Source organism: Hyphomicrobium sp., assembly GCF_036780825.1.
Lineage (GTDB): Bacteria > Pseudomonadota > Alphaproteobacteria > Rhizobiales > Hyphomicrobiaceae > Hyphomicrobium_C.
On sequence record NZ_DAIQCD010000013.1, the window covers coordinates 47,874 to 72,035 of the forward strand.

23 protein-coding genes are annotated in these 24,162 nt (G+C 64.4%); 12 read left to right on the forward strand and 11 right to left on the reverse strand.

Translation table 11 applies throughout. The features are described 5' to 3' along the window. Window positions 1-25: 25 nt before the first annotated feature. The gene (locus V7P99_RS07815; protein WP_333794239.1) at window positions 26-628 is read right to left on the reverse strand and encodes a hypothetical protein; all 603 of its coding nucleotides are present in this window, start codon (window positions 626-628) and stop codon (window positions 26-28) included. A gap of 166 nt (window positions 629-794) precedes the next feature. Beyond that, the gene (locus V7P99_RS07820) at window positions 795-1,571 is read right to left on the reverse strand and encodes an alpha/beta hydrolase (protein ID WP_333794240.1); all 777 of its coding nucleotides are present in this window, start codon (window positions 1,569-1,571) and stop codon (window positions 795-797) included. Window positions 1,572-1,890: 319 nt separating this feature from the next. Here V7P99_RS07820 and V7P99_RS07825 point away from each other — a divergent pair, with 319 nt between their 5' ends. The 8 genes from V7P99_RS07825 (at window position 1,891) to V7P99_RS07860 (ending at window position 9,790) form a co-directional block, all read left to right on the forward strand. After that, window positions 1,891-2,385, forward strand: a complete 495-nt coding sequence (locus V7P99_RS07825; protein ID WP_333794241.1) for an Rrf2 family transcriptional regulator — start codon at window positions 1,891-1,893, stop codon at window positions 2,383-2,385. Next, the gene (locus V7P99_RS07830) at window positions 2,382-3,500 is read left to right on the forward strand and encodes a cysteine desulfurase family protein (protein ID WP_333794242.1); all 1,119 of its coding nucleotides are present in this window, start codon (window positions 2,382-2,384) and stop codon (window positions 3,498-3,500) included. The genes V7P99_RS07825 and V7P99_RS07830 overlap by 4 nt, the downstream gene beginning before the upstream one ends. A 53-nt stretch (window positions 3,501-3,553) precedes the next feature. After that, on the forward strand, window positions 3,554-5,023 hold the full coding sequence (gene sufB / locus V7P99_RS07835) for a Fe-S cluster assembly protein SufB (protein WP_333794243.1): 1,470 nt from the start codon (window positions 3,554-3,556) through the stop codon (window positions 5,021-5,023). 97 nt (window positions 5,024-5,120) lie between these two features. Beyond that, window positions 5,121-5,876, forward strand: a complete 756-nt coding sequence (gene sufC / locus V7P99_RS07840; protein ID WP_333794244.1) for a Fe-S cluster assembly ATPase SufC — start codon at window positions 5,121-5,123, stop codon at window positions 5,874-5,876. A gap of 3 nt (window positions 5,877-5,879) precedes the next feature. Next, on the forward strand, window positions 5,880-7,262 hold the full coding sequence (gene sufD, locus V7P99_RS07845) for a Fe-S cluster assembly protein SufD (RefSeq protein WP_333794245.1): 1,383 nt from the start codon (window positions 5,880-5,882) through the stop codon (window positions 7,260-7,262). Window positions 7,263-7,532: 270 nt separating this feature from the next. Then, window positions 7,533-8,801: a cysteine desulfurase gene (locus V7P99_RS07850; RefSeq protein ID WP_333794246.1), complete on the forward strand. Its 1,269-nt coding sequence runs from the start codon at window positions 7,533-7,535 to the stop codon at window positions 8,799-8,801. Window positions 8,802-8,816: 15 nt separating this feature from the next. Further along, window positions 8,817-9,248: an SUF system Fe-S cluster assembly protein gene (locus tag V7P99_RS07855; RefSeq protein WP_333794247.1), complete on the forward strand. Its 432-nt coding sequence runs from the start codon at window positions 8,817-8,819 to the stop codon at window positions 9,246-9,248. A 131-nt stretch (window positions 9,249-9,379) separates the two neighbouring features. Further along, the gene (locus V7P99_RS07860; RefSeq protein WP_333794248.1) at window positions 9,380-9,790 is read left to right on the forward strand and encodes a HesB/IscA family protein; all 411 of its coding nucleotides are present in this window, start codon (window positions 9,380-9,382) and stop codon (window positions 9,788-9,790) included. Window positions 9,791-9,833: 43 nt separating this feature from the next. Here the strand turns inward: V7P99_RS07860 and V7P99_RS07865 are convergent, their stop codons facing one another. The 4 genes from V7P99_RS07865 to V7P99_RS07880 all read right to left on the reverse strand — a co-directional run bounded on the left by V7P99_RS07865 (window position 9,834) and on the right by V7P99_RS07880 (window position 14,458). Continuing rightward, window positions 9,834-11,741: a potassium transporter Kup gene (locus tag V7P99_RS07865; protein WP_442909887.1), complete on the reverse strand. Its 1,908-nt coding sequence runs from the start codon at window positions 11,739-11,741 to the stop codon at window positions 9,834-9,836. A gap of 139 nt (window positions 11,742-11,880) precedes the next feature. Beyond that, window positions 11,881-12,267: a type II toxin-antitoxin system death-on-curing family toxin gene (locus V7P99_RS07870; protein WP_333794249.1), complete on the reverse strand. Its 387-nt coding sequence runs from the start codon at window positions 12,265-12,267 to the stop codon at window positions 11,881-11,883. Further along, window positions 12,264-12,488, reverse strand: a complete 225-nt coding sequence (locus V7P99_RS07875) for an AbrB/MazE/SpoVT family DNA-binding domain-containing protein (protein WP_333794250.1) — start codon at window positions 12,486-12,488, stop codon at window positions 12,264-12,266. The genes V7P99_RS07870 and V7P99_RS07875 overlap by 4 nt, the downstream gene beginning before the upstream one ends. Window positions 12,489-12,589: 101 nt before the next feature. Beyond that, a complete protein-coding gene (locus V7P99_RS07880; RefSeq protein ID WP_333794251.1) occupies window positions 12,590-14,458 on the reverse strand; it encodes a M3 family oligoendopeptidase in 1,869 nt (622 codons plus the stop codon). A 338-nt stretch (window positions 14,459-14,796) separates the two neighbouring features. Between V7P99_RS07880 and V7P99_RS07885 the strand changes: the two genes are divergently transcribed. After that, window positions 14,797-16,302, forward strand: coding sequence for a sigma-54-dependent transcriptional regulator (locus tag V7P99_RS07885; protein WP_333794252.1), 1,506 nt, complete (start codon window positions 14,797-14,799; stop codon window positions 16,300-16,302). Between the two features lie 185 nt (window positions 16,303-16,487). Then, on the forward strand, window positions 16,488-17,975 hold the full coding sequence (locus V7P99_RS07890; protein WP_333794253.1) for a DUF882 domain-containing protein: 1,488 nt from the start codon (window positions 16,488-16,490) through the stop codon (window positions 17,973-17,975). Here V7P99_RS07890 and V7P99_RS07895 read toward each other — a convergent pair. From V7P99_RS07895 to V7P99_RS07905, 3 genes are all read right to left on the reverse strand, one after another. After that, window positions 17,956-18,915: a hydrogen peroxide-inducible genes activator gene (locus V7P99_RS07895; RefSeq protein ID WP_333794254.1), complete on the reverse strand. Its 960-nt coding sequence runs from the start codon at window positions 18,913-18,915 to the stop codon at window positions 17,956-17,958. The two genes, V7P99_RS07890 and V7P99_RS07895, sit on opposite strands and share 20 nt — an antisense overlap. Window positions 18,916-19,240: 325 nt before the next feature. Continuing rightward, window positions 19,241-19,543, reverse strand: a complete 303-nt coding sequence (locus tag V7P99_RS07900) for a DUF2312 domain-containing protein (protein WP_333794255.1) — start codon at window positions 19,541-19,543, stop codon at window positions 19,241-19,243. 314 nt (window positions 19,544-19,857) lie between these two features. Then, window positions 19,858-20,703: an N-formylglutamate amidohydrolase gene (locus V7P99_RS07905; RefSeq protein ID WP_333794256.1), complete on the reverse strand. Its 846-nt coding sequence runs from the start codon at window positions 20,701-20,703 to the stop codon at window positions 19,858-19,860. Between the two features lie 205 nt (window positions 20,704-20,908). Here V7P99_RS07905 and V7P99_RS07910 point away from each other — a divergent pair, with 205 nt between their 5' ends. Both V7P99_RS07910 and pyk read left to right on the forward strand, forming a co-directional pair. Next, window positions 20,909-21,352: a DUF1036 domain-containing protein gene (locus V7P99_RS07910; protein ID WP_333794262.1), complete on the forward strand. Its 444-nt coding sequence runs from the start codon at window positions 20,909-20,911 to the stop codon at window positions 21,350-21,352. Beyond that, window positions 21,349-22,857 (forward strand): pyruvate kinase, encoded by a 1,509-nt coding sequence (gene pyk / locus V7P99_RS07915; protein WP_333794257.1) that lies wholly within the window; start codon window positions 21,349-21,351, stop codon window positions 22,855-22,857. The genes V7P99_RS07910 and pyk overlap by 4 nt, the downstream gene beginning before the upstream one ends. A 274-nt stretch (window positions 22,858-23,131) precedes the next feature. Here the strand turns inward: pyk and V7P99_RS07920 are convergent, their stop codons facing one another. Next, on the reverse strand, window positions 23,132-23,839 hold the full coding sequence (locus V7P99_RS07920) for a tetratricopeptide repeat protein (RefSeq protein ID WP_333794258.1): 708 nt from the start codon (window positions 23,837-23,839) through the stop codon (window positions 23,132-23,134). Between the two features lie 113 nt (window positions 23,840-23,952). Continuing rightward, window positions 23,953-24,078 carry a type B 50S ribosomal protein L36 gene (gene ykgO, locus V7P99_RS07925; protein ID WP_011509735.1) on the reverse strand — a complete coding sequence of 42 codons (126 nt, stop codon included), beginning with the start codon at window positions 24,076-24,078 and terminating at the stop codon, window positions 23,953-23,955. Between the last annotated feature and the right edge of the window lie 84 nt (window positions 24,079-24,162).

The following is a 24,162-nucleotide window of genomic DNA, read 5'->3' on the forward strand; positions in this document are numbered from 1 at the left end:
AGGCCGGCATGATGGGCTCAGAGCCCTATGCCGGCCTCGGAGCCGTGCGGCTGGTCACGGACGTGGAGGCCACAACGAGCCCGACGAGCAGCAGATGCCCCAGGATCTCGAGGTTCTCCTCGAAAAGATCGCGGGTGAGGCTGCCGCCCATCGCGTTATCCCAAAGATGGCGGTCGAACGTCTTGCTGATGAAGTAGGTCCAGAGCACCGCGACGAGAAGCGTCACGATGCGCCTGTCATTGAGGAAAGCCGACAGGCGCTCGCGCGCGTGCGAGAGCCACCAGAGCAGCACGACGAGCGCGATGTAGAAGCCCGAGTTCGTGCCCTGAAAGTGCAGCTCACGCAGGAAGCACGCGATAACGAATAGCGCCTGCCATTTGTAATAGGGATGCGGACGGGACGCCGCGATCCATACGGCCAGGAGCGAGCCCAGACCGAGGATGATCGGCGAGGCGATCTCCGCACTTTCTTTCGTGAGATAGGGTGCGATTTCGGGGCGCAGGTTGAGCGTGGCGATGAGAAGAGCACCGACGGCAGGAAGCAACATCGCCCACAGAGACGCCGTGCGCAGAAGATGCGCGACGGTCGCCGCATGCCGTCGCACTTGAGAAGTAAACCAATGCTGCATGGAGATCCCCCGTATCGGTCGTCGTTCACGGGGATCTAATCAGACCGGGACGGAGAGCGGCCTTACAAGTCGCTTACAAATAAGGACAGCATAGCGCTTGGACGCATGCGCCCTGATTCACGTTCCCGGTGAATGCGTGTCCGCATCCACCGAGAACGATCAGGCTCTATTCCTCGTCTCCGTCATCCGGCTCCTCAGCGGCGGCGGCTCCCTTCGTCTCCTCACGATCGCGATCGCGCTCCTTCTCGCGGGCGGCCTCACGTTCCTTCTCGCGCTCTTTCTGGTCCTCGCGGTCCTTGATCGCTTTCTCGAGGCGCATGTCGAGATAGGAGCCGACGACGGTTTCAAGCTCCTCGGTCTTGTCCTCGAAGAAGTGGTTGGCGCCGGGGACGATCTCGTGATCGATCTTGATGCCGCGCTGCGTCTTGAGCTTGCCCGTGAGCTCGGCAACGGACGCGGACGGCACGACGCGATCCTTGTCGCCGTTCACCATCAGCCCCGATGAGGGACACGGCGCCAGGAACGAAAAGTCGTAGAGGTTCGACGGCGGAGCCACGCAGATGAAGCCGTCGATCTCAGGCCGGCGCATCAGGAGCTGCATTGCGATCCAGGTGCCGAACGACACGCCCGCAATCCAGCAGTACTTCGCGTCCGGCTTTACCATCTGCAGCCAGTCGAGCGCGGAGGCGGCATCCGCAAGCTCGCCCGGGCCGCCGTCCCAGAAGCCCTGGCTGCGCCCGACACCGCGGAAGTTAAAGCGCAGCACCGAGAAGCCCCGCCGTACGAACGTGTAATAGAGGCTGTAGACAACCTGGTTGTTCATCGTGCCCCCGAACTGGGGGTGGGGATGCAGGATAAGCGCGATCGGGCTGTCGGCTGCCGGCTCGTGGTGGTAGCGCGCTTCGATACGGCCCGCAGGCCCATTGATGATCAGCTCGGGCATCTAAGTCCTATTTTGCTCGGATTTCATGGATTTTGCGGGCCTCAAGTCTACGGCACCCGGGCCCGTGAAAGAGGCGCGGCGAAAAATCACGAGATCGTGCCAAGAGAATGCTTGATTTCCCCGCTCGGAATTTTCATATTCGGGGTGCGAGTTTAGAACAGTTCGAAAGAGCGCCCTTTTCAGGGTGTTCGGGCTTTTCGGACGGCACCCGCCGTGAGCGTCTCTTAGCACATGGGGGGTGGTTGGATGCAAGCGGTATGCAGTCCTCGCTCGAGTGCCGGCACGGACAGAGCGTTAGGGACGCCAAGCGGTAGGGATCATGGAGCTCAATACGCGCGGTCGCTATGCGGTGATGGCCATGGCCGATCTTGCCAAGTACGGGCATGACGGGTCGGTATCGCTGTCGACCATTGCTCAGCGCCAGCAGATCTCTCTCGACTACCTGGAGCAGCTCTTCCTCAAGCTGAGGCGTGCAGGGCTGGTGGAGAGCGTCCGCGGACGCCATGGCGGCTACAAGCTCGGCCGGGCAGCCGGCGAGATCTTCGTCGCCGAAGTTATGTCGGCGGTCGAAGAAGGCACGCGGATGACGCGCTGCCTCGGGGAAGATTCGGCCGGCTGCCTCGGTGAAAGCCGCTGCCTCACCCATGACCTCTGGACGGCGCTCGGCGAGCAGATCGAGAGCTTCCTCTCGGGCGTCAGCCTTAAGGACGTAATCGAAGGGCTTCCCGCCTCGGTCGGGGTCGCAAGGGTTGCACATGGAGCCGCTGCGGCTGGGACGGTGACGGCGGCAAGGATTGCGAGGCCAACGCAGTGAGCGGCCGGCGCACATATCTCGATTACAACGCCACGCAGCCGCTGCGCCCCGAAGCGCGCGACGCCATGGTGGCAGCGCTCGATGTGTTCGGCAACGCTTCCTCGGTTCACGCCGAGGGCCGGCGCGCCAGGGCGCTGATCGACGAGGCGCGCGAATCGGTTGCGGCGCTCGTCGGCGCCCACCCCGGCGAAGTAGTGTTCACGAGCGGCGCCACGGAAGCCAACACATGGGCGCTTTCGGCGCCCTGGACGCGCATCGCGCTCGCCGGCACGGAGCACGATTCGGTGCGCGCGCCAGCAGCGGCGATCGCAACGGCACGCGGAGCGGAGGTGATCGAGCTTCCGGTCTCGGGCGACGGCAGAGTGCATCTCGACGGCGTTCGCGGCGGTGATGGGACCCTCATCGCGCTCCAGCTCGCCAACAACGAGACCGGCGTGCTGCAGGACGTGGTGGCGGCGGGACTGTGGGCGACGGAGAACGGCGCGCGGCTCCATACGGACGCGGTACAGGCGCCGGGGCGGATCGCTCTTGATTTCCGCACCCTCGGCGCTGCAACGATGAGCCTTTCGGGGCACAAAATCGGCGGGCCAAAAGGCATCGGCGCACTCGTGATCGGCGCCGGGGCAGCGCTCGATCCGCTCTTCGCAGGCGGCGGGCAGGAACTGCGCCGGCGGGCGGGCACGGAGAACGTGGCCGCCATCGCGGGGTTCGGTGCCGCGGCGCGGGCCGCATTCCGGGATCTCGAGGGCGCAAAACGCCTCGGCGCGTTGCGCGACCGGCTGGAGCGCGAGGTGCTCGCTGTGACGCCGGAGGCGATCGTGATCGCGGCGGAGGCGCCTCGCCTGCCCAATACGTCGTCCATCGCGCTTCCGGGCGCCTCGGCCGAGACGCTGGTGATCAAGCTCGATCTCATGGGGCTGGCTGTCAGCGCCGGGGCCGCCTGCTCGTCGGGCAAAGTCGGCGAGAGCCACGTGCTCGCGGCCATGGGGCTTCGCTCCGAAATCGCGCAAGGCGCCGTCCGTGTCAGCCTCGGGCCCGACACGACGGAAGACGCAATCGCGGCGTTCGTCGCCGCATGGAAGGGCATCTGCGGCGGCACCTCGCTCGCTGCCTGAGTTCAACAATTTAAACGCGGCCTTCGAAGGCCGCAGATGAAGGTGGAAGGGAAATGGCTGCGGTCAAAGAGACGATCGATACCGTGCGGCAGATCGATGTCGATCAATACAAGTACGGCTTTGAGACCAATATTGAGACGGTGAAGGCGCCGAGGGGCCTCAACGAGGACATCGTCCGCTTCATCTCCGAGAAGAAGGGCGAGCCCCAGTGGATGCTCGACTGGCGCCTCGAGGCCTATGCGCGCTGGCGCAACATGGTCGAGCCGTCTTGGGCGAAGGTGAGCTACCCGAAGATCGACTTCGAAAATCTCTACTACTATGCCGCGCCGAAAGGCATGGAGGGGCCGAAGAGCCTCGACGAGGTCGATCCGGAGCTGCTCCGCACATACGAGAAGCTCGGCATCCCGCTCAAGGAGCAGGAGGTGCTGGCGGGCGTGCAAGGCGCGCGCGTCGCGGTGGACGCCGTGTTCGACAGCGTCTCCGTCGTCACGACCTTCAAGGAAGAACTCGCCAAGGCCGGCGTCATCTTCTGCCCGATCTCCGAAGCGGTGCGCGAGCATCCGGAGCTGGTGAAGAAGTACCTGGGCTCGGTGGTTCCGCAGGGCGACAACTTCTATGCCGCGCTCAACTCGGCAGTGTTCTCCGACGGCTCGTTCGTCTACGTGCCGGAGGGCGTGCGCTGCCCGATGGAGCTCTCGACCTACTTCCGCATCAACGAGCGGGAGACGGGCCAGTTCGAGCGCACGCTGATCATCGCCGACCGGGGTGCGCACGTCTCCTATCTCGAGGGATGCACGGCGCCGACGCGCGACGAGAACCAGCTGCACGCGGCCGTCGTCGAGCTCATTGCGCTCGACGATGCGGAGATCAAGTACTCGACGGTGCAGAACTGGTATCCGGGCGATAAGAACGGCCGCGGCGGCGTCTATAACTTCGTGACCAAGCGCGGCGACTGCCGAGGCCATCACTCGAAGATCAGCTGGACGCAGGTGGAGACCGGCTCGGCCATCACCTGGAAATATCCCTCGTGCATCCTGCGCGGCGACAACTCGCGCGGCGAGTTCTACTCGGTCGCCATCTCGAATGGCCGCCAGCAGGTGGACAGCGGCACCAAGATGATCCATCTCGGCAAGAACTCGTCGAGCCGCATCATCTCGAAGGGCATTGCGGCGGGCCAGTCGCAGAACACCTATCGCGGGCTCGTGTCAGCGCACCGCAAGGCCACTGGCGCGCGCAACTTCACCAACTGCGACTCGCTGCTGATCGGCGACAAGTGCGGGGCGCACACCGTGCCCTACATCGAGGCAAAGAACGCCTCCGCCCACTTCGAGCACGAAGCGACGACCTCCAAGATCTCCGACGACATGCTGTTCTATTGCCAGCAGCGCGGACTTTCGGAGGAGGAAGCAATCGCGCTCGTCGTCAACGGCTTCGTGCGCGATGTGCTGCAGCACCTTCCCATGGAGTTCATGGCGGAGACGCAGAAGCTCATCAACGTCAGCCTGGAAGGCAGTGTCGGGTAGCGACGATCGTCGCGCCCCCAGCAGGCGGGTGCACGGAAGATAAAAAACAAAAGCAACAGCGGCCCACGGCAGGCCGGACGAAGTTCAGAGGAATGCGATGCTTGAGATCAAGAATCTGACTGTGAAGCTCGAAGACGAGGACAAGACCATCCTCAAGGGGCTCTCGCTCACCGTACCCAAGGGCGAGGTGCACGCCATCATGGGCCCCAACGGCTCAGGCAAGAGCACGCTCGCGCATGTGCTCGCCGGCCGTGACGGCTATGAGGTGGTCGACGGCGAGATCCTTTGGAACGGCGAGAACCTCGCCGAGCTGGCTCCCGACGAGCGGGCCGCCAAGGGCGTGTTCCTGGCGTTCCAGTATCCGATGGAAATCCCCGGCGTCGCCAGCCTGACCTTCCTGCGCACCGCCGCCAACGCGGTGCGCAAGAAGCGCGACGAAGCGGAGCTTTCGACGCCCGACTTCATGAAGCTCGTGCGCAGCAAGGCCGAAGAGCTCAAGATCGACATGGAGATGCTGAAGCGGCCGGTGAACGTCGGCTTCTCGGGCGGCGAGAAGAAGCGCGCCGAGATCCTGCAGATGGCCGTTCTCGAGCCGACACTCTGCGTGCTGGACGAGACCGACAGCGGCCTCGACATCGACGCGCTCAAGATCGTGGCCGATGGCGTCAACGCGCTCCGGAACCCCGACCGCGCGATGCTGGTCATCACGCACTACCAGCGTCTCCTCAACTATATCGAGCCGGACCGGGTGCACGTGCTTTCGGACGGGCGCATCCAGGCTTCGGGCGACAAGAACCTCGCGCTCGAGCTCGAGAAGTCCGGATATGCGGCATACCAAGGCAAGGCGGCCTAACCGATGAGCATCGCCCAGCAGATCAAAGCAGACCTCCCCGGGCGCGCGGCGCCCGTGCAGGTCCTCAAGACGAAGGCGGAAACTGCGCTCGCCGATACGTTCGCCGAGGTGGAGCGCACGCTGCCAGGCGGCACCTGGCTACGGCAGCTGCGGCGTGCGGCCATCGGCGCGTTCAGCGCCGAGGGGCTGCCCCACCGCCGGGTTGAGGAGTGGAAGTTCACCGATCTCCGCACCTTGATGCGTGAGGCGTTCCCGTTCGCCAAGGGCGGCGATCTGCCGAATCCGGCCACGATCGAGGCCATGGTGCGCGAGGCGGTCGCCGGCGTGGACCTAACGAAAGCCTTCGCCGTCATTGTCGATGGCCAGGGTGCGGGAGAAGCCGGGATGTCCGCCGTCTCCGAACTCGACGGTGCCTTCGTGTCCCGCTTCGTCGATCACCCGCCCGCGTGGCTCGAAGCTGAACTGAGCGAGGTGGGCGGCCACGTCACGGATGGCGCGCTTGCACTCAATACGGCCCTGTTCACCGACGGCGCCGTGATCGACGTCGCGGATGGCCGGGAGATCGACAGCCCCGTGGCGCTGGTGTTCGGCGATGCGGGCGGCGATCCGCGATCCGTCGTGACGCGCAACGCCGTGCGGGTCGGCAAGGGCGCCAAGATCGTCCTGGTCGAGTCGCACCTCGCCCCCACGGCACCGCGCCAGGTCAACACGCTGACGCAGCTTGCGATCGCTGACGGGGCGGAAGTCGTGCACGTGAAGCTCGTCGCCAGCCGCGAGGGCTCGGTGCATGTCGGCCGCACCATCGCGCATCTTGGAGCCAACGCGAACTACCGCCCCTTCCAGATGGTGATCGGCGACGGCGTCGTTCGCAACGACCTGACGGTCACCTTCCGCGGGCAGCATTCCACCTTCGATCTCGGTGGCGCCACCCTGGTTGGAGGAAAGAGCGGGCACACGGACACGACGATGGTCATCGACCACGCCGTACCCCACTGCACGAGCCGCGAACTCGTCAAGTGCGTGCTCGCCGAGCGCGGGCGGGCCGTGTTCCAGGGCAAGGCCATCGTGCGGCCCGATGCGCAGAAGACCGACGGCAAGCAGATGGCGCAAGCCCTCATGCTCTCGCAGGACGCCGAGTTCGACAGCAAGCCAGAGCTTGAGATCTATGCCGACGACGTGATCTGCGGGCACGGATCCACGTCGGCGGAGATCGATCCGGAGCTGGTCTTCTACCTGCGCTCGCGCGGCATTCCGCTGCTCGAAGCCCAGGCGATGCTGGTCGAGAGCTTCATCGGCGAAGCGATCGACAAGGCCGAGCCGGCGGATATCCAGGACGCTCTCATGGAGCTGGCGCGCAGCTGGCTGATCCGCGAGGTGCAACACTAGAGCGCGTTCGCGGCGGGAATGGCATCACGCCGCGTGAACGCACTCTAGGTTTTTGCTTGAGACTGATTTCACGCTCTCGGTGCGAGCACTCTGGTTTTTTGCCTGCCTCCGGCAAGGGTGCTCGCATCGCAAACGATCCGGCTCCGGAGCGCGTGAGAGCGCGTTCGTTTTCGCGTCATAAGAAGATCCGCTGCGGACGCGCTCCATCTCGTCTCCAAGGCTGGCCACGCCCATGCGGGCGGATTAGCAGACAAAGGAAGGACGGCAAGAATGTCCACGGCCACGCGCAAGAAGGCGGACACGCCGCAGGCTCCAGCCGCGCCCTACGACGTCGAGCGCATTCGCACGGACTTCCCCATCCTCTATCGCGAGATCTACGGGAAGCCGCTCGTCTATCTCGACAACGGGGCCTCGGCGCAAAAGCCGCTCTCCGTCATCGAGGCGATGGATCATGCCTATCGCTTCGAATATGCCAACGTGCATCGCGGGCTTCACTATCTCTCGAATACGGCCACGGAGCGGTTCGAGGAAGCACGCGAGACGGTGCGCCGCTTCCTCAACGCGCCCTCCGTCGACCAGATCATCTTCACGCGCAACGCCACCGAAGCCATCAATCTCGCCGCGGCTTCCTTCGGCGCGCTCGAGATCGGCGAAGGGGACGAGATCGTGCTCTCGATCATGGAGCACCACTCGAACATCGTGCCCTGGCACTTTCACCGCGAGCGCAAGGGTGCCGTCCTCAAATGGGCACCGATCTCGGACGAAGGTGAATTGCTGCTCGACGAGTTCGAGCGGCTGCTCACGCCGCGCACGAAGATCGTGGCCATCACCCATATGTCGAACGTGCTCGGCACCGTGGTGCCGATTAAGCAGGTGATCGAGCTTGCGCACGCGCGCGGCATTCCCGTTCTCGTGGACGGCAGCCAGGCCGCGGTCCATCTTCCGGTGGACGTGCAGGATCTCGATGCCGACTTCTATGTCTTCACCGGACACAAGACTTACGGGCCCTCTGGCATCGGCGTGCTGTACGCCAAGAAGAAGTATCTCGACATCATGCCGCCCTATCAGGGCGGCGGCGAGATGATCGAGATTGTCGAGGTTGACCGCATCACGTACGGCAAGGCACCGCACCGGTTCGAGGCCGGCACGCCCGCCATCGTGGAGGCGATCGGGCTCTCGGCGGCGCTCTCGTATATGATGCAGGTGGGACGCGACCGCATTGCCGAGCACGAAGCGGAGATCGGCGCTTATGCGTTCGAGCGGCTGAAGGAGGTGCCTGGGCTCACGCTCTACGGCACCGCAAAGGGCAAGGGCGCCATCCATGCCTTCTCGATCGACGGGCTGCATCCGCATGACGTCTCGACGATCATCGATCGCTCGGGGATCGCAATTCGGGCGGGGCACCATTGCGCCCAGCCGCTCATGGAGCGGCTCGGCGTGACGGCCACGTGCCGGGCATCGTTCGCAATGTACAATACCAAGGCCGAGGTGGACGCGCTCGTCGCGGCGCTCACCCGGGCCAAGGAGTTCTTCGCCTGATCATCGGAGGAACGCATGATCGACCAGGATAAGCAGGACACGCCTTCCGACACGAGCGGCGCACAGGCCGGAGGCGACACGTCGGCTTCGGCTGCTCCGAACAGCGCGCCCGAGGAGACGTCAGCGCTGCCGCCCGAGGAGCTCGACCGCCTGACCAGCGACATCGTGGCGGCGCTTAAGACGGTCTACGATCCGGAGATCCCAGCCGACATCTATGAGCTTGGATTGATCTACAGGATCGACATCAGCGACGACCGCGAGATCGCGATCGAGATGACGCTGACGGCGCCGGGGTGCCCGGTGGCCGGAGAGATGCCCCAGTGGGTCGAGGATGCCGTCAACGCGGTGCCGGGCGTATCCGGCACGACGGTCACCCTCACCTTTGATCCGCCGTGGGACCAGAGCCGTATGTCTGAAGAGGCGCAGCTCGCCCTCAATATGTTCTGACGGAGCAATGCTCCGACCGGGGCGCGGGCCGGCTCTCCCATCGCGGATCTCGCAAAAGCGGGCTCCGCGCGCTATATATGTGAACGATCCCGTGTCACTTCCCGGCTCCGGAACCAGGACAGCAACACAAGATGACGAACGAGACGACCGCATCCACCCCTTGCCGCGCCCGACCGAAGGTGATGACGCTGACGCCGCGCGCTGCCGAGCGCGTGCGCGCTATCATGACCGCCAAGGGGCCCGAGATCTCGGGCCTCAAGATCGGGGTGAAGAAAGGCGGCTGCGCCGGCATGGAGTACACCATGACCTGGGCGGACAGCGTCGGTAAGTTCGACGAGATCGTGGAGCAGGACGGGGCGCGCGTGATCATCGATCCGCAGGCTGTTCTCTACCTGCTTGGCACCGAGATGGACTATACGGCCGACAAGCTCTCGGCGACGTTCGTGTTTAACAACCCAAACCAGACGAGCGCGTGCGGGTGCGGCGAAAGCGTCAACCTCATTCCAGCGAAGGCACCGCAAGCCGAAGCAGTGGACGACTGACAGGCCTCCGCCTGCAATCAACTCCATTCATTATCAGACACGTTCAGATCGTAACCTGGGTTCCGATCTCGACCACGCGGTCGGTCGGGATCTGGAAATAGGTCGTCGCATCCTCTGCCGTGCGCGCGAGCCAGATGAACATCCGCTCCTGCCAGCGCGGCATCTCCGAGCGCGTCGTGCGTCGCAGCGATCGGCGCGAGAGGAAGAACGACGTCGCGCCGATGTCGATGTTGAGATCCTTGCGCCGGCAGCTCTCCATGATCTTGGGGATGCTCGGCGTCTCCATGAACCCGTAGGACGCAACGACCCTGATGAAGGTCTCGTTTGAGCGGTCGATCACCACCCGTTCGTGGCGCGGCACGCGCGGCGTCTCCTCGGTGCGAATAGAGAGAATGAGATTGCGCTCGTGCAGCACGCGGTTGTGCTTGAGGTTGTGCATGAGCGCGGTCGGCGCAAAGGTGACATCGGCCGAGAGGAAGACGGCGGTGCCCGGAACGCGCGCCGGGGGCTTCGCCTCGAGCTTGCGCACTAGCCAGTCAAGATCCGTCTCATTGCGGCGCGTGATGCGCGCGAGGATGCCGTATCCCCGCACCCAGGTCATCATCACGATGCCAAGCAGCGCCGCAATGAGAACCGGGAACCACGCCCCCTCGAACAGCTTCATGATGTTGGCCGCGAAGAATGTTTGCTCGATCAGCAAGAGCGGCACCATGAGCCCCGCTGCCTTCCAAAGCGGCCAGCGCCAATAGCGCCAGACGACGAAGAACGCCATCAGGGAGTTGATGACGAGCGTCGCCGTCACGGAGACGCCGTAGGCCGTGGCGAGGTTCGACGAAGACTTGAAGCTGATGACGGTGATCACGACGCCCGCAAGCAGCAGCCAGTTGACGCGGGGCAGATAGATCTGCCCGGCCATGCTCGCAGATGTGTGCCGGATGGCGAAACGGGGCAAAAGCCCAAGCTGGACCGCCTGACGCGCAATAGAAAAGGCGCCGGTGATCACGGCCTGGCAAGCCACGACCGTGGCGATCGTCGCCAACAGCACCATGGGGAGCAGCGCCCACTCGGGATAGAGCCGGTAAAATGGATTTTCCATCGCCTCTGCGTCGCCGAGGACCAGCGCACCCTGCCCCAGATAGTTCAGCATCAGCGCGGGCAGGATGAAGCCGAGCCACGCCGTCTGGATCGGCTTGCGGCCGAAGTGGCCAAGATCCGCGTAAAGCGCCTCCGCGCCTGTGACGGCAAGGAAGACGAGGCCAAGCACAGTGAGGCCAAGCAGGCCGTGGGTGGCCATGAAGCGGATGCCATGCACGGGATTGAGGGCCCCGATTACAGCCGGATTGTCGATAATATGCAGCAGGCCGCCGGCGGCGAGCGCCAGGAACCAGATGATGGTGATCGGGCCAAAGTATTGCGCCACACGCTCCGTGCCATGGGATTGTACGGAGAAGAGAGCGATGATGATGACGAGCGCGGCCGGAACGATCCAAGGCTCGAAAGCGGGGGAGACGAGCGTGATGCCCTCGACCGCCGAGAGAACCGAAATGGCCGGCGTGATGACCGCGTCGCCGTAGAAGAAGGAGGCCCCGGCAATGCCAAGGCCGAGCAGGAGGGGCGAGCTTTTCTTCGCGACCGATTGGCCGAGCGCCATCAATGCGAACGTGCCGCCCTCGCCCTTGTTGTCGGCGTTGAGGAGTACGAGCACGTACTTCACCGTCACGATGAGCACGAGCGCCCAGAAGATCAGGGACAGAACGCCAAAGACCGCTTCGCTGTTGGCGGGGCTGCCGCCGCTGGCGGCGCGCACGGCCTCTCGGAAGGCGTAGAGAGGACTCGTGCCGATATCGCCGAAGACGACGCCGATCGAGCCGACGACGAGGACCCAGAACCGCTTGTCGAGCGAAGATTCGTCAATCTCTCCGCCGGCTTCCGCGGCTTTGACTCTTGCCACGATCAGGCCTCTTCGAAATGTACTGCGCAGGGCGAAGCTCGGCCTTATACGCCGGTTCTTCCGCCCCGCAAGGGATCAAATTCAGGCGGTATGGGGCGGTTTCACCTTGACACCGCGACATTTGGCTTCGTACGCGAGATCAGGCCTTCGGCCAGTTATCCCGTATCCAGCGCGCAAGGCCATCCTCGGCGATCTCGCCGGCGGCGAGATCTTGGATCGCGACCGTCGCTTCAGCTGGATCGGGGGCGAAGGCTACGCCATTCTTCCTAAGAAACGTCATCATGGTCATGAAGGCCGCCCGCTTGTTGCCATCGACGAACGGATGATTGCGCGCGATGCCAAAAGCGTAGGCCGCCGCAAGCACGGCATAGTCGGCTTCGCCGAAGGCCCACTTGTTCTGCGGTCGCCCAAGGGCCGATTCAAGCAGACCTTCGTCGCGCAAGCCGGCGGGGCCGCCAAAGACGGCAAGCTGCTCGGCATGCATGCGAATGACCTGCGCTTTGGTGATCCATCTCGGCTCGCTCATTTGGCGAGCGCTTTGAGCGTGGTCCTGTATTCCTTCATCACCTCGCGCGCGATGCGCATGGTCTCTTCGTCGTCGTCCGCGTAGGGGGTGACGGTGAGGCTACGGTCCGGCCCCTCCGTGACCAGCACTTGGTCGCCCTGGGAGAGGCCGAGACGCGCCAGAAGCTCCTTTGGCAGAATCAATCCCGTCGAGTTGCCGATCTTCTTGATCTCGAGCTTCATGGCTGTGACTCCGTCCGCGTTGTACGGATCGTATAACACGGACGAAGGTGCGTTGTACAGAATGTATAACGAAACTGGGAATTCACCCGTGCCTGAAGATCTCAGGCCGCGGCGCGGTCCATGGCTTCCAACTCGTCGATCATGCCTTCGATGACCTTGAGACCCTTCGACCAGAACGCCGGATCGGCGGCGTCGAGGCCGAACGGCGCCAGCAGCTCAGAATGGTGCTTCGAGCCACCCGCTTTCAGAAGGTCGAAGTACTTGGTCACAAAGCCGGGGTGGGCCTCCTGATAGAGTCCATAGAGCGAATTCACGAGGCAATCGCCGAACGCGTAGGCATAGACGTAGAACGGTGAATTGATGAAGTGCGGGACATAGGTCCAGAACACCTCGTAGCCGGGCTTCAAGTCGATCGCCGGACCGAGGCTCTCGCTCTGTACCTCGAGCCAGAACGCGTTCAGTTCGTCGCTCGTCAGCTCGCCCTTGCGGCGCGCCTCATGCACTTTCCGCTCGAACAGATAGAACGCGATCTGGCGCACGACCGTGTTCAGCATGTCCTCGACCTTGCCGGCGATCATCGCCTTCTTCTCGCGCGGGCTCTTGGTCCCCGCGAGCAGCGCGCGGAAGGTCAGCATCTCGCCGAAGACGGACGCCGTTTCCGCGAGCGTGAGCGGCGTGGGCGCCAGGAGAGGCCCCTGCTCGCGTGCCAGCATCTGGTGCACGCCATGGCCCAGCTCGTGGGCGAGCGTCATCACATCGCGCGGCTTGCCCTGGTAGTTCATCAGAACATAGGGGTGCACGGACGGCACAGTGGCAGCCGAGAAGGCGCCCTGTGTCTTGCCCTCGCGCAGCGGCGCATCGATCCAGCGCTTGTCGAAGAACTCCTTCGCGACGCTCGCCATGTCGGGCGCGAAGGCACCATAAGCCTCGAGCACGACGCCTCTCGCCTCGTCCCAGGTGAAAACCTGCTCCGGCTTATCGGGAAGCGGGGCGTTACGGTCCCAATGCGAAAGCCTGTCCATGCCGAGCCAGCGTGCCTTCATGGCGTAATAGCGGTGCGACAGCCGCGGATAGGCCTCGCGCACGCTGGCCACGAGGGCATCCACCACCGGCGCCTCGACGCGGTTGGCCAGATGGCGGCTGTCGGCCACATCCTTGAAGCCGCGCCAGCGGTCGGAGATCTCCTTGTCCTTGGCCAGCGTGTTGGTGATCAGCGTGAAGAGACGGATGTTGTCCTTGAAGACCTTGGCCAGCGCATCGGCGGCGGCATGGCGGCGCGGCTCTGACGCATCCGAGAGCAGGTTCAGCGTCGCTTCGAGCGCGAGCGGGCCCGGCTCGCCGGCAACGTCGAAACGCAGTCCCGTCATGGTCTCGCTGAAGAGGCGGTTGAAGGCGCCGCGTCCGGTCTGGCCCTTCTCGGTGAAGAGCTGCTCAAGCTTCTCATCGAGCTGATAGGGTTTCTCCTTGCGGAGGTCGTCGAGCCAAGGCTTGAGGCGGGCGAGCTCCGGTGCAACCATCGCTTTTTCGAGCACGACCTCGTCGATCTGGTTGAGCTCGAGCTCGACGAAAATCAGATCCGTGGAGATGGCGGTCAGCTTCTCGGAAATGTCGCCGTAGAATTTCGCGCACGCCGGATCGGCCTGGTTGGCGGCATAGAGAAGCCCGGCATAGGAGCCGAGCTTGCCCATCAGATCCGCCAGCTTTTCGTAAGCGCCAATAGCGGCGGCGAGCGCGGCGCCATCAGATGCGAGGCCAGCGAGCTTGCCCTGATAATCCGCCTTGATGCGCCGCGCCTCGGCGGCGGCCCGCTCGAGATCCTGCGCTACGATGGGATCGTCGATGCCTTTATAGAGGTCGGAAAGATCCCACTCCGGCACGAGCCCGAGGTCTCGCGCCGCGGCCCCCGTCCCGCTCGCAGCGTTGGCGCGGGAGAAATCCGAAACGAGGCGGGCGCGCGAGAACGGCGTCATCTTAGGCTCCAATCGATCAGGGAAATGTTCCGTCAATCTGCGAGCTTCGGGCGCCAAGTTCAAGACCGAAGGCGCGCGTTCCGCCGCGCCGACGCCCGGCTCCCTGCATCCAGGACCCTCGCGCGCAGGGCCGGGCGGACGGTTGTGAGCATATTACCAGCGTTAACTCCTTCCTCCACCGCCCTGGCTGAAAAAGGTTCAAGCTGGGCTTATTCGCAAGAGCTTGTTTACCGTTGTGGGGCAATCATTCGGCGTTGTGTCGCCGGCTGCGCTGCACCCGTTGAGTGCAGCTGCCAGAGTTCCGGCGACGATCCAGTTCGTGTTGTGTACGAGTGACCATGGCAAAGCGTATCCTCATCGTCGACGATGATCCGGCTCAGCGCCGCATCCTCGAGGAAACCGTAAAGCGCTTCGGATTTGAATCGCGCTCCGTCCCCTCCGGCGAGCAGGCGCTCGAGATCCTCGAAGGCCAGGATCGCGGGTCCATCTCCCTCGTGCTTCTCGACCTCGTGATGCCGGGCATCGGCGGCATGGCGGTCCTCGATCATTTCAAGGGCAAGGCCGCGCCTCCCATCATCGTTCTCACCGCCAACGGCTCCGTCGATGCGGCCATCGCCGCGATCAAGCTCGGCGCCGTCGACTTCGTGATCAAGCCGGCATCGCCCGAGCGGCTCGAAGTCTCCATGAAGAGCGCCATGAAGATCGAGGCGCTGTCCGAGGAAATCCTGCGCCTGCGGAAAAAGACCGAAGGCACCCTCACGTTTGATGATCTCATCATCCGCGGCGACGGCATGCAGCGCGTCATCCAGCTCGGCAAGCGGGCTGCGGCGTCGGTCATTCCGGTGCTCATCGAAGGCGAAAGCGGCGTCGGCAAGGAGCTGATCGCGCGCGCCATCCAGGGAGAAAGCGAGCGCGCGGGGCGGCCGTTCGTTACTGTCAATTGCGGCGCCATCCCCGAGAACCTCGTCGAGAGCACACTCTTCGGCCACGAGAAGGGCGCCTTCACGGGCGCCGTGGACCGGCGCATCGGCAAGTTCCAGGAGGCTGACGGCGGCACCCTCTTCCTCGACGAGGTGGGCGAGCTGCCGCTCGATGCGCAGGTCAAGCTTCTGCGCGCGCTGCAGGAAGGAGAGATCGACCCGGTCGGTGCGAAGAAGCCGGTCAAGGTCAATTTCCGTCTGATCTCCGCCACCAACCGCGACATGATCCAACTCGTGAAAGAGGGCCGCTTCCGCGAGGATCTCTACTATCGGCTCAACGTGTTCCCGGTCTGGGTGCCGCCGCTGCGGGAGCGCAGCGAGGACATCGCCGACCTCGCCCGCCACTTCCTGGCCCGCTTTGCGGCCGAGGAGGGCAAACGGATCTCGGGCTTCACGGAAGACGCGGTGCGCCTGCTCTCCGCGTACGAGTGGCCCGGAAACGTCCGACAGCTCGAGAACGCCATTTTCCGTGCCGTGGTGCTGGCGGACGGCCCCGAACTCACGGTCGCCGAGTTCCCGCAGATCGCGAGCAACGTCGAAGGCTTCAGCCTCGAGATTCCACCGGCGCCAAGCAAGCTGCAGAAGCCGGAAGCCTATACCGGGCCGGCGCTCATCGGCGCCGAGAACACCGTGCCGCAAACCATCGAGGTGCGGCCGGCGGCGGGGGCATCCGCGCTCGGCATTCCGGCCGTCACCGAGAGCGGGGAGATCCGCGCGCTCGAGGACATCGAGGCCGACATGATCCGCCTCGCGCTTGGGCGCTATCGCGGCCATATGACGGAGGTCGCCAAGCGGCTCAAGATCGGACGCTCGACGCTCTATAGGAAGATGCAGGAGTATGGCCTCGAGCCGCGCGTGAACTGAGCGGCGTGCAGAGATCAGGACGACGGCAGCGCTCAGACGGAAACTTCGGCGGCCAAAACATAGAAATAGGCAGGCGCCCTTTTTATGCCGTCTCCAAGCCCTTTTGAGCGCGCAATCGAAGGTTACCAGCCGTTAAAGAACGAGGGGGTAAAGTTAACCTCGGCATCACCGATGGGGGATCTTCGTTGCGCGTAAGGGCGGGACATCTCACCTGCCGGATCCTGACCGCCGGCGCGGCCATGCTGTTGGCCGCCGCCGCACAGGTTGCCCCTGCGCGCGCAAGCGATGACAGGACGATCTCCTTCTATCACATCCACACCAAGGAAACGCTGACCGTCCAATACAAGAAGAGTGGACGTTTCCTCCCGGACGCGATGAAGAAGATTAACTGGATCCTGCGCGACTGGCGCAAGGACCGGGCAACGACGATGGATCCCAACACCATCGACATCATCTGGGAGATGCACCGGGAGCTCGGCTCGCAGCAGCCGGTGCACATCATCTCCGGCTATCGCTCACCCGCCACCAACGAGATGCTGCGCAAGACGCGCGGCGGCCAGGCGAAGCAGAGCCAGCACATGACGGGCAAGGCCGTCGACATCGCCTTCCCCGACGTGCCCCTCAGGCGGATGCGCTATTCGGCAATGGTGCGCGAGCGTGGCGGCGTCGGCTACTATCCGACGTCGGGCATCCCGTTCGTCCATGTCGACACGGCGCGCGTCCGCCACTGGCCGCGGATGGCGCGCGATGAGCTGGCGCTGCTGTTTCCCTCCGGCCGCTCGAAGCACGAGCCGGCGGACGGCCGCCCCATCACACCAGCGGACGTGCGCACGGCGCGCAACCGACGCAAGGATCTCGCGCTCGAGGTGGCACAGTTCTACGCGCTGCGCGACGGGCGCAAGGCGCCAATCCAGGTGGCGAACGCATCGGCATCGGCATCGACGCCAGCGCAGGCACCCGCGACGCGGTCCGCCTTACCGCCGCCGCGGCCGGCCCCCGCCGTTCGTCCCAAGCCGGCGCCGCAGCTCGTCAGCGCGCCGCGGCCGGTGGAGCGGCCGCCCCATCTCCTCGCCAAGCTTCCCGATGCCGACCGCAGCCGGCTCGACATGCTTGTGAAGCTTGCTTCGCTCGAACCCGAACCCGCTCCCGCCGCCCGGCCCGCGTCCCTGTCCAGCGCGCAGCAGCCGACGAAGGCATCCATGTCGCCCGGCTGGCCGTCACCACCGAGACCGTCCCTCACCGCGCCGAACGCGCCCTCACCCGTCCTGGCGCCCGCCGCAGAGGCCGAGGCTGCGCATCCGTTCGGCGACGGCACGGTCGATTGGCGAAGCGGATGGACGGCCGCACCCGAGTACGACGACGACCATCCGGACGAGCTTTCCTACAGGCCGTTCGCGCTGGCGCCATTCCTGACCGACACGCCCTCCTTCGACGATCCAGCATTGGCGACGCTGATGCATCCCGACCCGATCGCGGCCCTCGACATGATCGACGACGAGGGCAGCAGCGCCCCGATGCGCTTTGGGAACGGATCCGTGCAGACGGCCATGGCGTGGGCGCAGGAATTCAAGGGCGATGCCGTTCATCTCGAGGCGCTTGCGGGCGACCCCTCGCAACCGGAAACGCAGCGGGCCCAGCTCGTCTCCCGGTCCGTCACGACCCTGCCGCGGTAGTCGCCTTCCTGGTGCGCGTGCTCGCGCGCAGCGCCGTCATGGGTCCTTTCGTCCACGCCTTCACCACCAGCCGTCCCAGCTCCTCGAAATCCTGGGTGCGCGGGGACGTGGACCGCCAGACGAGCCCGATGCTGCGCGCCGGCTCCGGCTCGACGAAGCGCACGAGCGTGATGTCACGTCCACGCTCCTCAATCCCCACGGCCATCTCGGGCAGAAGCGTGATGCCGAAGCCTGCAGAGACCATCTCTACGATGGTCGCAAGGCTCGAGGCGCCGAAAGTGTTGACTGCATCCACCTGCTGCAGGCTGCAATAGGTCAGCGCCTGGTCGCGCAGGCAGTGGCCCTCCTCGAGGAGAAGCAGGCGCTCGTGCTCGATCAGCTCCGCCGTGGCGCGCACGCGGCCGGAGAGCTTGCGCTCCTTCGGCACGGCGAGCAGAAACTTGTCTTCGAAGAGCATCCGATTGGTGAGATCCGGGTGCTTCACAGGCAGCGCCAGTAGCAACACGTCGAGCTTGCCCTCGAGCAGCTCATCGGTGAGGAGCTGTGTCTGCGTCTCACGCACATGCAGCTCGAGCTCAGGATAGGCTTCGCGGAGAAGCGGCAGAAGCGGCGGCAGAAGATAAGGTGCAACCGACGGGATCACGCCGAGCCGCAGGGCACCTGCCAGAACGCTGTTGGAATGGTGGGCATAGGCGACGAGGTCACGCACGTCCCCCAGAATCCGGGTGCAGCGCGCCGCGATCTCGCGCCCCTTGACCGTGAGCTGCACGCCGGAACGGGTGCGTTCGACGAGGGCCAGGCCAAGCGTGCGCTCCATCTCGTGGATCTGCATGGAGAGTGCCGGCTGAGTCACGGCGCATGCTTCCGCCGCGCGGCCGAAATGAAGCTCGCGCGCCAGCGCGTCGAAATATCGGATCTGCTTGAGCGTCACCCGGGCCATAAGAGCGCTTTATGAAGAAAGAAATAAATAACGATTAGCCCTGATCCCAGAACAGGTCTATGGCTCCGGCGAACAAACGATCGTGATCACTTCGCGAGCGTTTGGAAGACTTTCCCGGATGCTGCCGGGCAAGCCTCGGCGTTATCCGGGCCCAAACGCCTCAATGGCGCGATGACGCACTACGAGGCGTTCTCATTCTTCCCTCGTTATTTACTCAGTCGCCCGTGCCACTCGCGGAATACTTCCGCCTGCGGGGTGGGTTTTCCACCGGCCCGTTCAGGTGCCGGGGCCGGCTCTTCCGTGCGCCCTCGCCTGACAGCGGTCCTCACTCGGCGGCGATCATGCGGTCCGCAGCTGCCTCGGCATCGGCCGACATGGGACCGTCGAGCATGCCGAGCGCGTGCATGTAGACCTCGAGCACGCTCTCTTCCTCCTGCCGCTCGGTCTGGCTCTTCTTGCGCAGACGCACGACCTGGCGCAGCGCCTTGACATCAAAGCCGAGGCCTTTCGCCTCGAGATACTTGTCGCGGATGTCGGCCGCGAGCGCCTTCTTCTCTTCCTCGAGCCGCTCGATGCTCTCGACCATTTGGCGAAGCTGGTTCTGCGCCGAAGCCTGTAGCGTCGTCATGCCTACCCCCACTTTTCGAGTGCTTCAGATTGCGTCGCGAGCCCGCCTCCCCCTTGGCGGGCGCTCGCAGGTGACGCTAGAACCGTTCCGGTTTAAGTGAATCTGGGAACGGCTCTAAGCTTTTGTTTCTTCGTGCTTCTCTTCGGAAAACCGGTTCCCACTTTTCCGGAAGCACTCTAGGCGCGTGACCGTATAGCGGCAAGGCGGGGAGCGGCTCATCCAGAGACATATTTCCTGTGGACGACACCTCTTCCGAAACGCTTCGTTGCATCCACGACATGCGTCACGTGACCATCCGGGGCTCCGGCTTTCTTTCAGTCCGTGTGCGATCCGTAGAAGCGCACGGCCCTCAGGTCCGATGCCGACGCGACGGCGGCATCCGCGAGAATATGGCGCATGACCTCCGCGAGCCGCATGGCCCATTCGATTTCGCCCGCCTCGGATGCGATGAGATCCTGACGTATCTCTAGGATCGCATGGGGTAGTCCGCGCGAGGTGCCGTGACGCCAGAGGCAGTCGCCCCTGAGGCGGCCCGTATAAGGCTCGTTGTCACCGACCATAAGGCCGCCATCGGTGCGCAGCGCCGTGAGCAGCGCTTCGGCAAGGCGCGGATCCTTGTCCCAGAGGACGGCCGCATGCCACGGTCGCGCCACGCCGCGCCAGGCGGGCGTAAAACTGTGGATGGAGAGCAGGAGCGGCACGATCCCGCGCACCAGCGCCAGATCGACGACCTCCGCCACCGCTGCATGATACGGACGATAGTAACGATTGACCCGCTTGGTCCGCTCTTCATCCGTCAGCGTGCGGTTGGCCGGGATAACGGCGCCGTCGGAGAGACGCATGATCAATGTCGGATCATCCTCGCCGCGGTTGCAATCAATGAGCAGACGGGAGAACCGGGTCATGACGGCGGGCACGCCAAGCTCGGAAGCCAGGCGGCGCGTGACGCCCGCGGAGCCGATGTCGTAGGCTATGTGGCGCGCCAGTTCAGCCGGCGGCAACCCGAGCGTTCCATAGCCCGCGGGCAGCGCATTGCCGGCGTGATCACAGAGAAGGATGAGCCCCGGGACGAGCGAGCCCGCCATGCGGACGACGGCCTCCGATGATGACGCGCAAACGGCATTCTCACCGGCGTGCCGGTTTTGAAGTCGCGTCGACATTCCCACCTCGGTCCCCGTCATGCAGCCCCATATGATGCCGGCTTGAACACCGAGCTTGCTAAATGCCGCCTGCGGGCCTTCAATGGCGCGCCTCCTGCGTTTCGGCGAGCAACCTCAAAGCTGCCGCTTTCATTGCCAAACGTTTCGCCATCCCACAAGGCGCGGCGTGTCGATCGAGATCGCCTCATCGAGCCTCATTGAAACCATGACCGCAAAGCCTACGCTCCTGCTCGCAGCCCTGCTCCTGATCCCGTCCTTCCGGCCAGCGCTTGCCGATCTCAAGCTCTGCAACACCACGCAAAGCCGCGTCGGTGTTTCGATCGGCTATCAGGATGCGAACGGCTGGGCGACCGAGGGTTGGTGGAACATCGCGTCGCAGGCTTGCGAAACACTCTTGAAAGGCGCGGTGCCGAGCCGGTTTATCTACGTCCATGCTGTCGATTATGATCGTGGCGGAGAATGGGCGGGTACGAACTTCATGTGCACCGCGGACAAGTCGTTCGCCATTCGTGGCGTGCAAGACTGCCCGCAGCGCGGGTACAAGCGCACCGGCTTTTTCGAAGTCGATACCGGAGACGGCCAGGAGTGGACGGTCCGCCTCACCGATCCGGACGATAAGGATCACTCCAAAGAGGCTTTCGGCAAATGAGACGTAACCGGCGGGTCAAGATCGTAGCGACGCTCGGACCCGCCTCGTCCACGCCGGAGATCATCGAGCGCCTTTTCCTCGCCGGGGCCGACGTGTTCCGGATCAACATGAGCCATTCGAGCCCCGAGATGGCGCACTCTCTCGTACGTACGGTGCGCGACGTCGCCGCCAAGCATCGCGGCTCCATCGGCGTGCTGTGTGACCTGCAGGGGCCGAAGTTCCGCGTGGGCGAGTTCGTCGACGGCCGCGCGCTCGTGCAGGCGGGCGAGGTCTTCCGCTTCGACCGGACCGGCGTGCCTGGAACGTCGCAGCGTGTCAGCCTGCCCCACGCCGCCATCTTCGATGCCGTCCAGCCAGGCCACACGCTCCTCATCGACGACGGCAAGCTCAGCATGCGCGTCACCGAGGTCGATCCCAAGATCATCACCGCCGAGGTGGTCACCGGGGGCATCCTCTCCAACCGCAAGGGCCTCAGCATGCCTGACACGCTCTTGTCGGTGAGCGCGCTCACGAGCAAGGATCGAGCGGACCTCGATGTGGCGCTCAAGCTCGGCGCCGACTGGATCGCGCTCTCGTTCGTGCAGCGGGCCGAGGACATCATCGAGGCCAAGGCCATCATCGACGGTCGGGCGGCGGTGCTCGCTAAAATCGAGAAGCCCTCGGCGATCGCGGACATCGACGACATCATCGCCGCAGGCGACGGGTTCATGGTGGCGCGCGGCGATCTGGGCGTCGAGTTGCCGGTCGAGCGCGTGCCAGGCCTGCAGAAGAAGATCACGCGCAAGGCGCGCGCCGCCGGCAAGCCGATCGTGGTGGCGACGCAGATGCTCGAAAGCATGACCTCGTCGCCGATGCCGACACGGGCGGAAGTCTCGGACGTGGCGACCGCCGTATTCGACGGGGCCGACGCGATCATGCTGTCCGGCGAATCCGCCGTCGGCAAATATCCGGTCGAGACGATCCAGATGATGGACCGCATCGCAACCGAAGTAGAACGGGACGCGAGCTACGACGCGTTCGTGCACGCGATCGACTACCCGCCCCAGCCGACCGGCGCCGACGCCATCGCAGCCGCAGCCCACGCCATTTCCGAAACCGTGAAGGTCGCGGCCATCCTCTGCTATACGGCCACCGGCTCGACGGCGCTCAGAGTGGCGCGCGAGCGGCCCAACATGCCGGTAATCGGGCTGACGCCGATCGCCCGCACGGCGCAACGGCTGACCTTGGTGTGGGGCATCGAGACCGTGCTCACGGGCGACCCGGAGGACCTTGCCGACATGGTTCGGAAAGCGACGCGCATTGCGCTCGAGAGCGGTTTCGTGAAGCCCGGCCAGGGCGTCGTCATCACCTGCGGCGTGCCGCTCGGCTCTCCCGGTGCAACGAATATGATCCGCCTCGCCTTCATCGACGAGCACGGCCTGCCGGACGGCCATAGCCCCGACTATGTGCCCGTGGGCGGCAAAGTGCCCGTTGAGCGACGCACGGCATCCAAGATCACATCCTGACCTGCACCGGGGGACAGTGCGTCCCGACTAGAGCGCGTTCACTCCTATCGGAATCGGATTGCGCGACGTGGACGCGCTCTAAGTTTTCATTTGAGAGACTGATTCACGTTCCCGGTGAATGCGTGTCTGCATGCACCTCAAACGATCAGGCTCTAGGCAGGCATTAGAGTGCTTCCGGAAAGGTGGGAACCGGTTTTCCGAGAAGACGCACTATCAAACAAAAACTTAGTGCCGTTCCCCAATTCCGCCTGAAGCGGAACGGCTCTAGATCCCGTCAGATCCCCTGGCCCTCGACCTCGGACTTGAGGTCATCGCGAGCCTTGCGCGCATCAGAGAGATACGGGTGGACCTTGAGCGCACTCTCATAGGCATCGAGCGCGGCTTTCTTCTCGCCCAGATGCTGCAAGAGATTGCCGAGACTCTCGAGCGCCTTGAAGTTGCGCGGATCGAGCGCAAGCACGCGGCGCAAATCGCCGAGGGCGCGCCTGTAATCATTATCCAGGTAGTAAAGATAGGCCCGGCGGTTCCAGGCTTCGGCATAGTCCGGCTGCAGATCGACCGCCGCGTCCAGAAGCTTCATGGCCACGGTGCGGTTTCCCGCTTCGGCTGATGCCACCGCCCGCGCAACGAGAAGATCGGCGGTGGGGCTGCCGGAATGCTGCCCGAGCTTCTCGAGCGCCGATGCGACTTGGTTCGCCGTCTCCGCGTCGGGCGCTTCCGCAAGCCGAGCGTAAAGCTCATCGAAAAGCTTGGCGCGCTGCTCCGGCGTTTCGGGCGCCGGCATTTCGGGCGCTGGCTGGCGCGACGAAGGGCCATCACGGCGCTCCGGCGGCGAGGGCACCGAATGCGGACTTTGGTGAGGAGAAGGCTCGGGCGGAGCTTGCCGTGGCGCTTGCGCGTCGGCGGCGAACGGCAGCGCGGCGAGAGCGAGGGCCGCAGGCAGGGCGCGGCAAGAGCGGCGCTTGAACGAGGGCTTCATCATGTAAAGGAAGATAGAAGCCGGGCGAGGCCGCGTCAAAGGCGCAGGCGCGCCACTTCGCCCGCGCTCATCAGGCGGCGCAGGGCGAAACGCTCTCAAGAATCGAGCGTATGCGATTAACCCTGGCGCGCCTTGAAGCGGCGTTGGGTCTTGTTGATCACATAGACACGGCCCTTGCGGCGCACGAGGCGATTGTCGCGGTGGCGCGCGCGCAGGGACTTCAGCGAGTTTCTTACTTTCATCGTCTCGACCAAAATTATCGGTAAGGTGCTCGGATGGTGGGCACTAGAGGGATCGAACCTCTGACCCCTACCATGTCAAGGTAG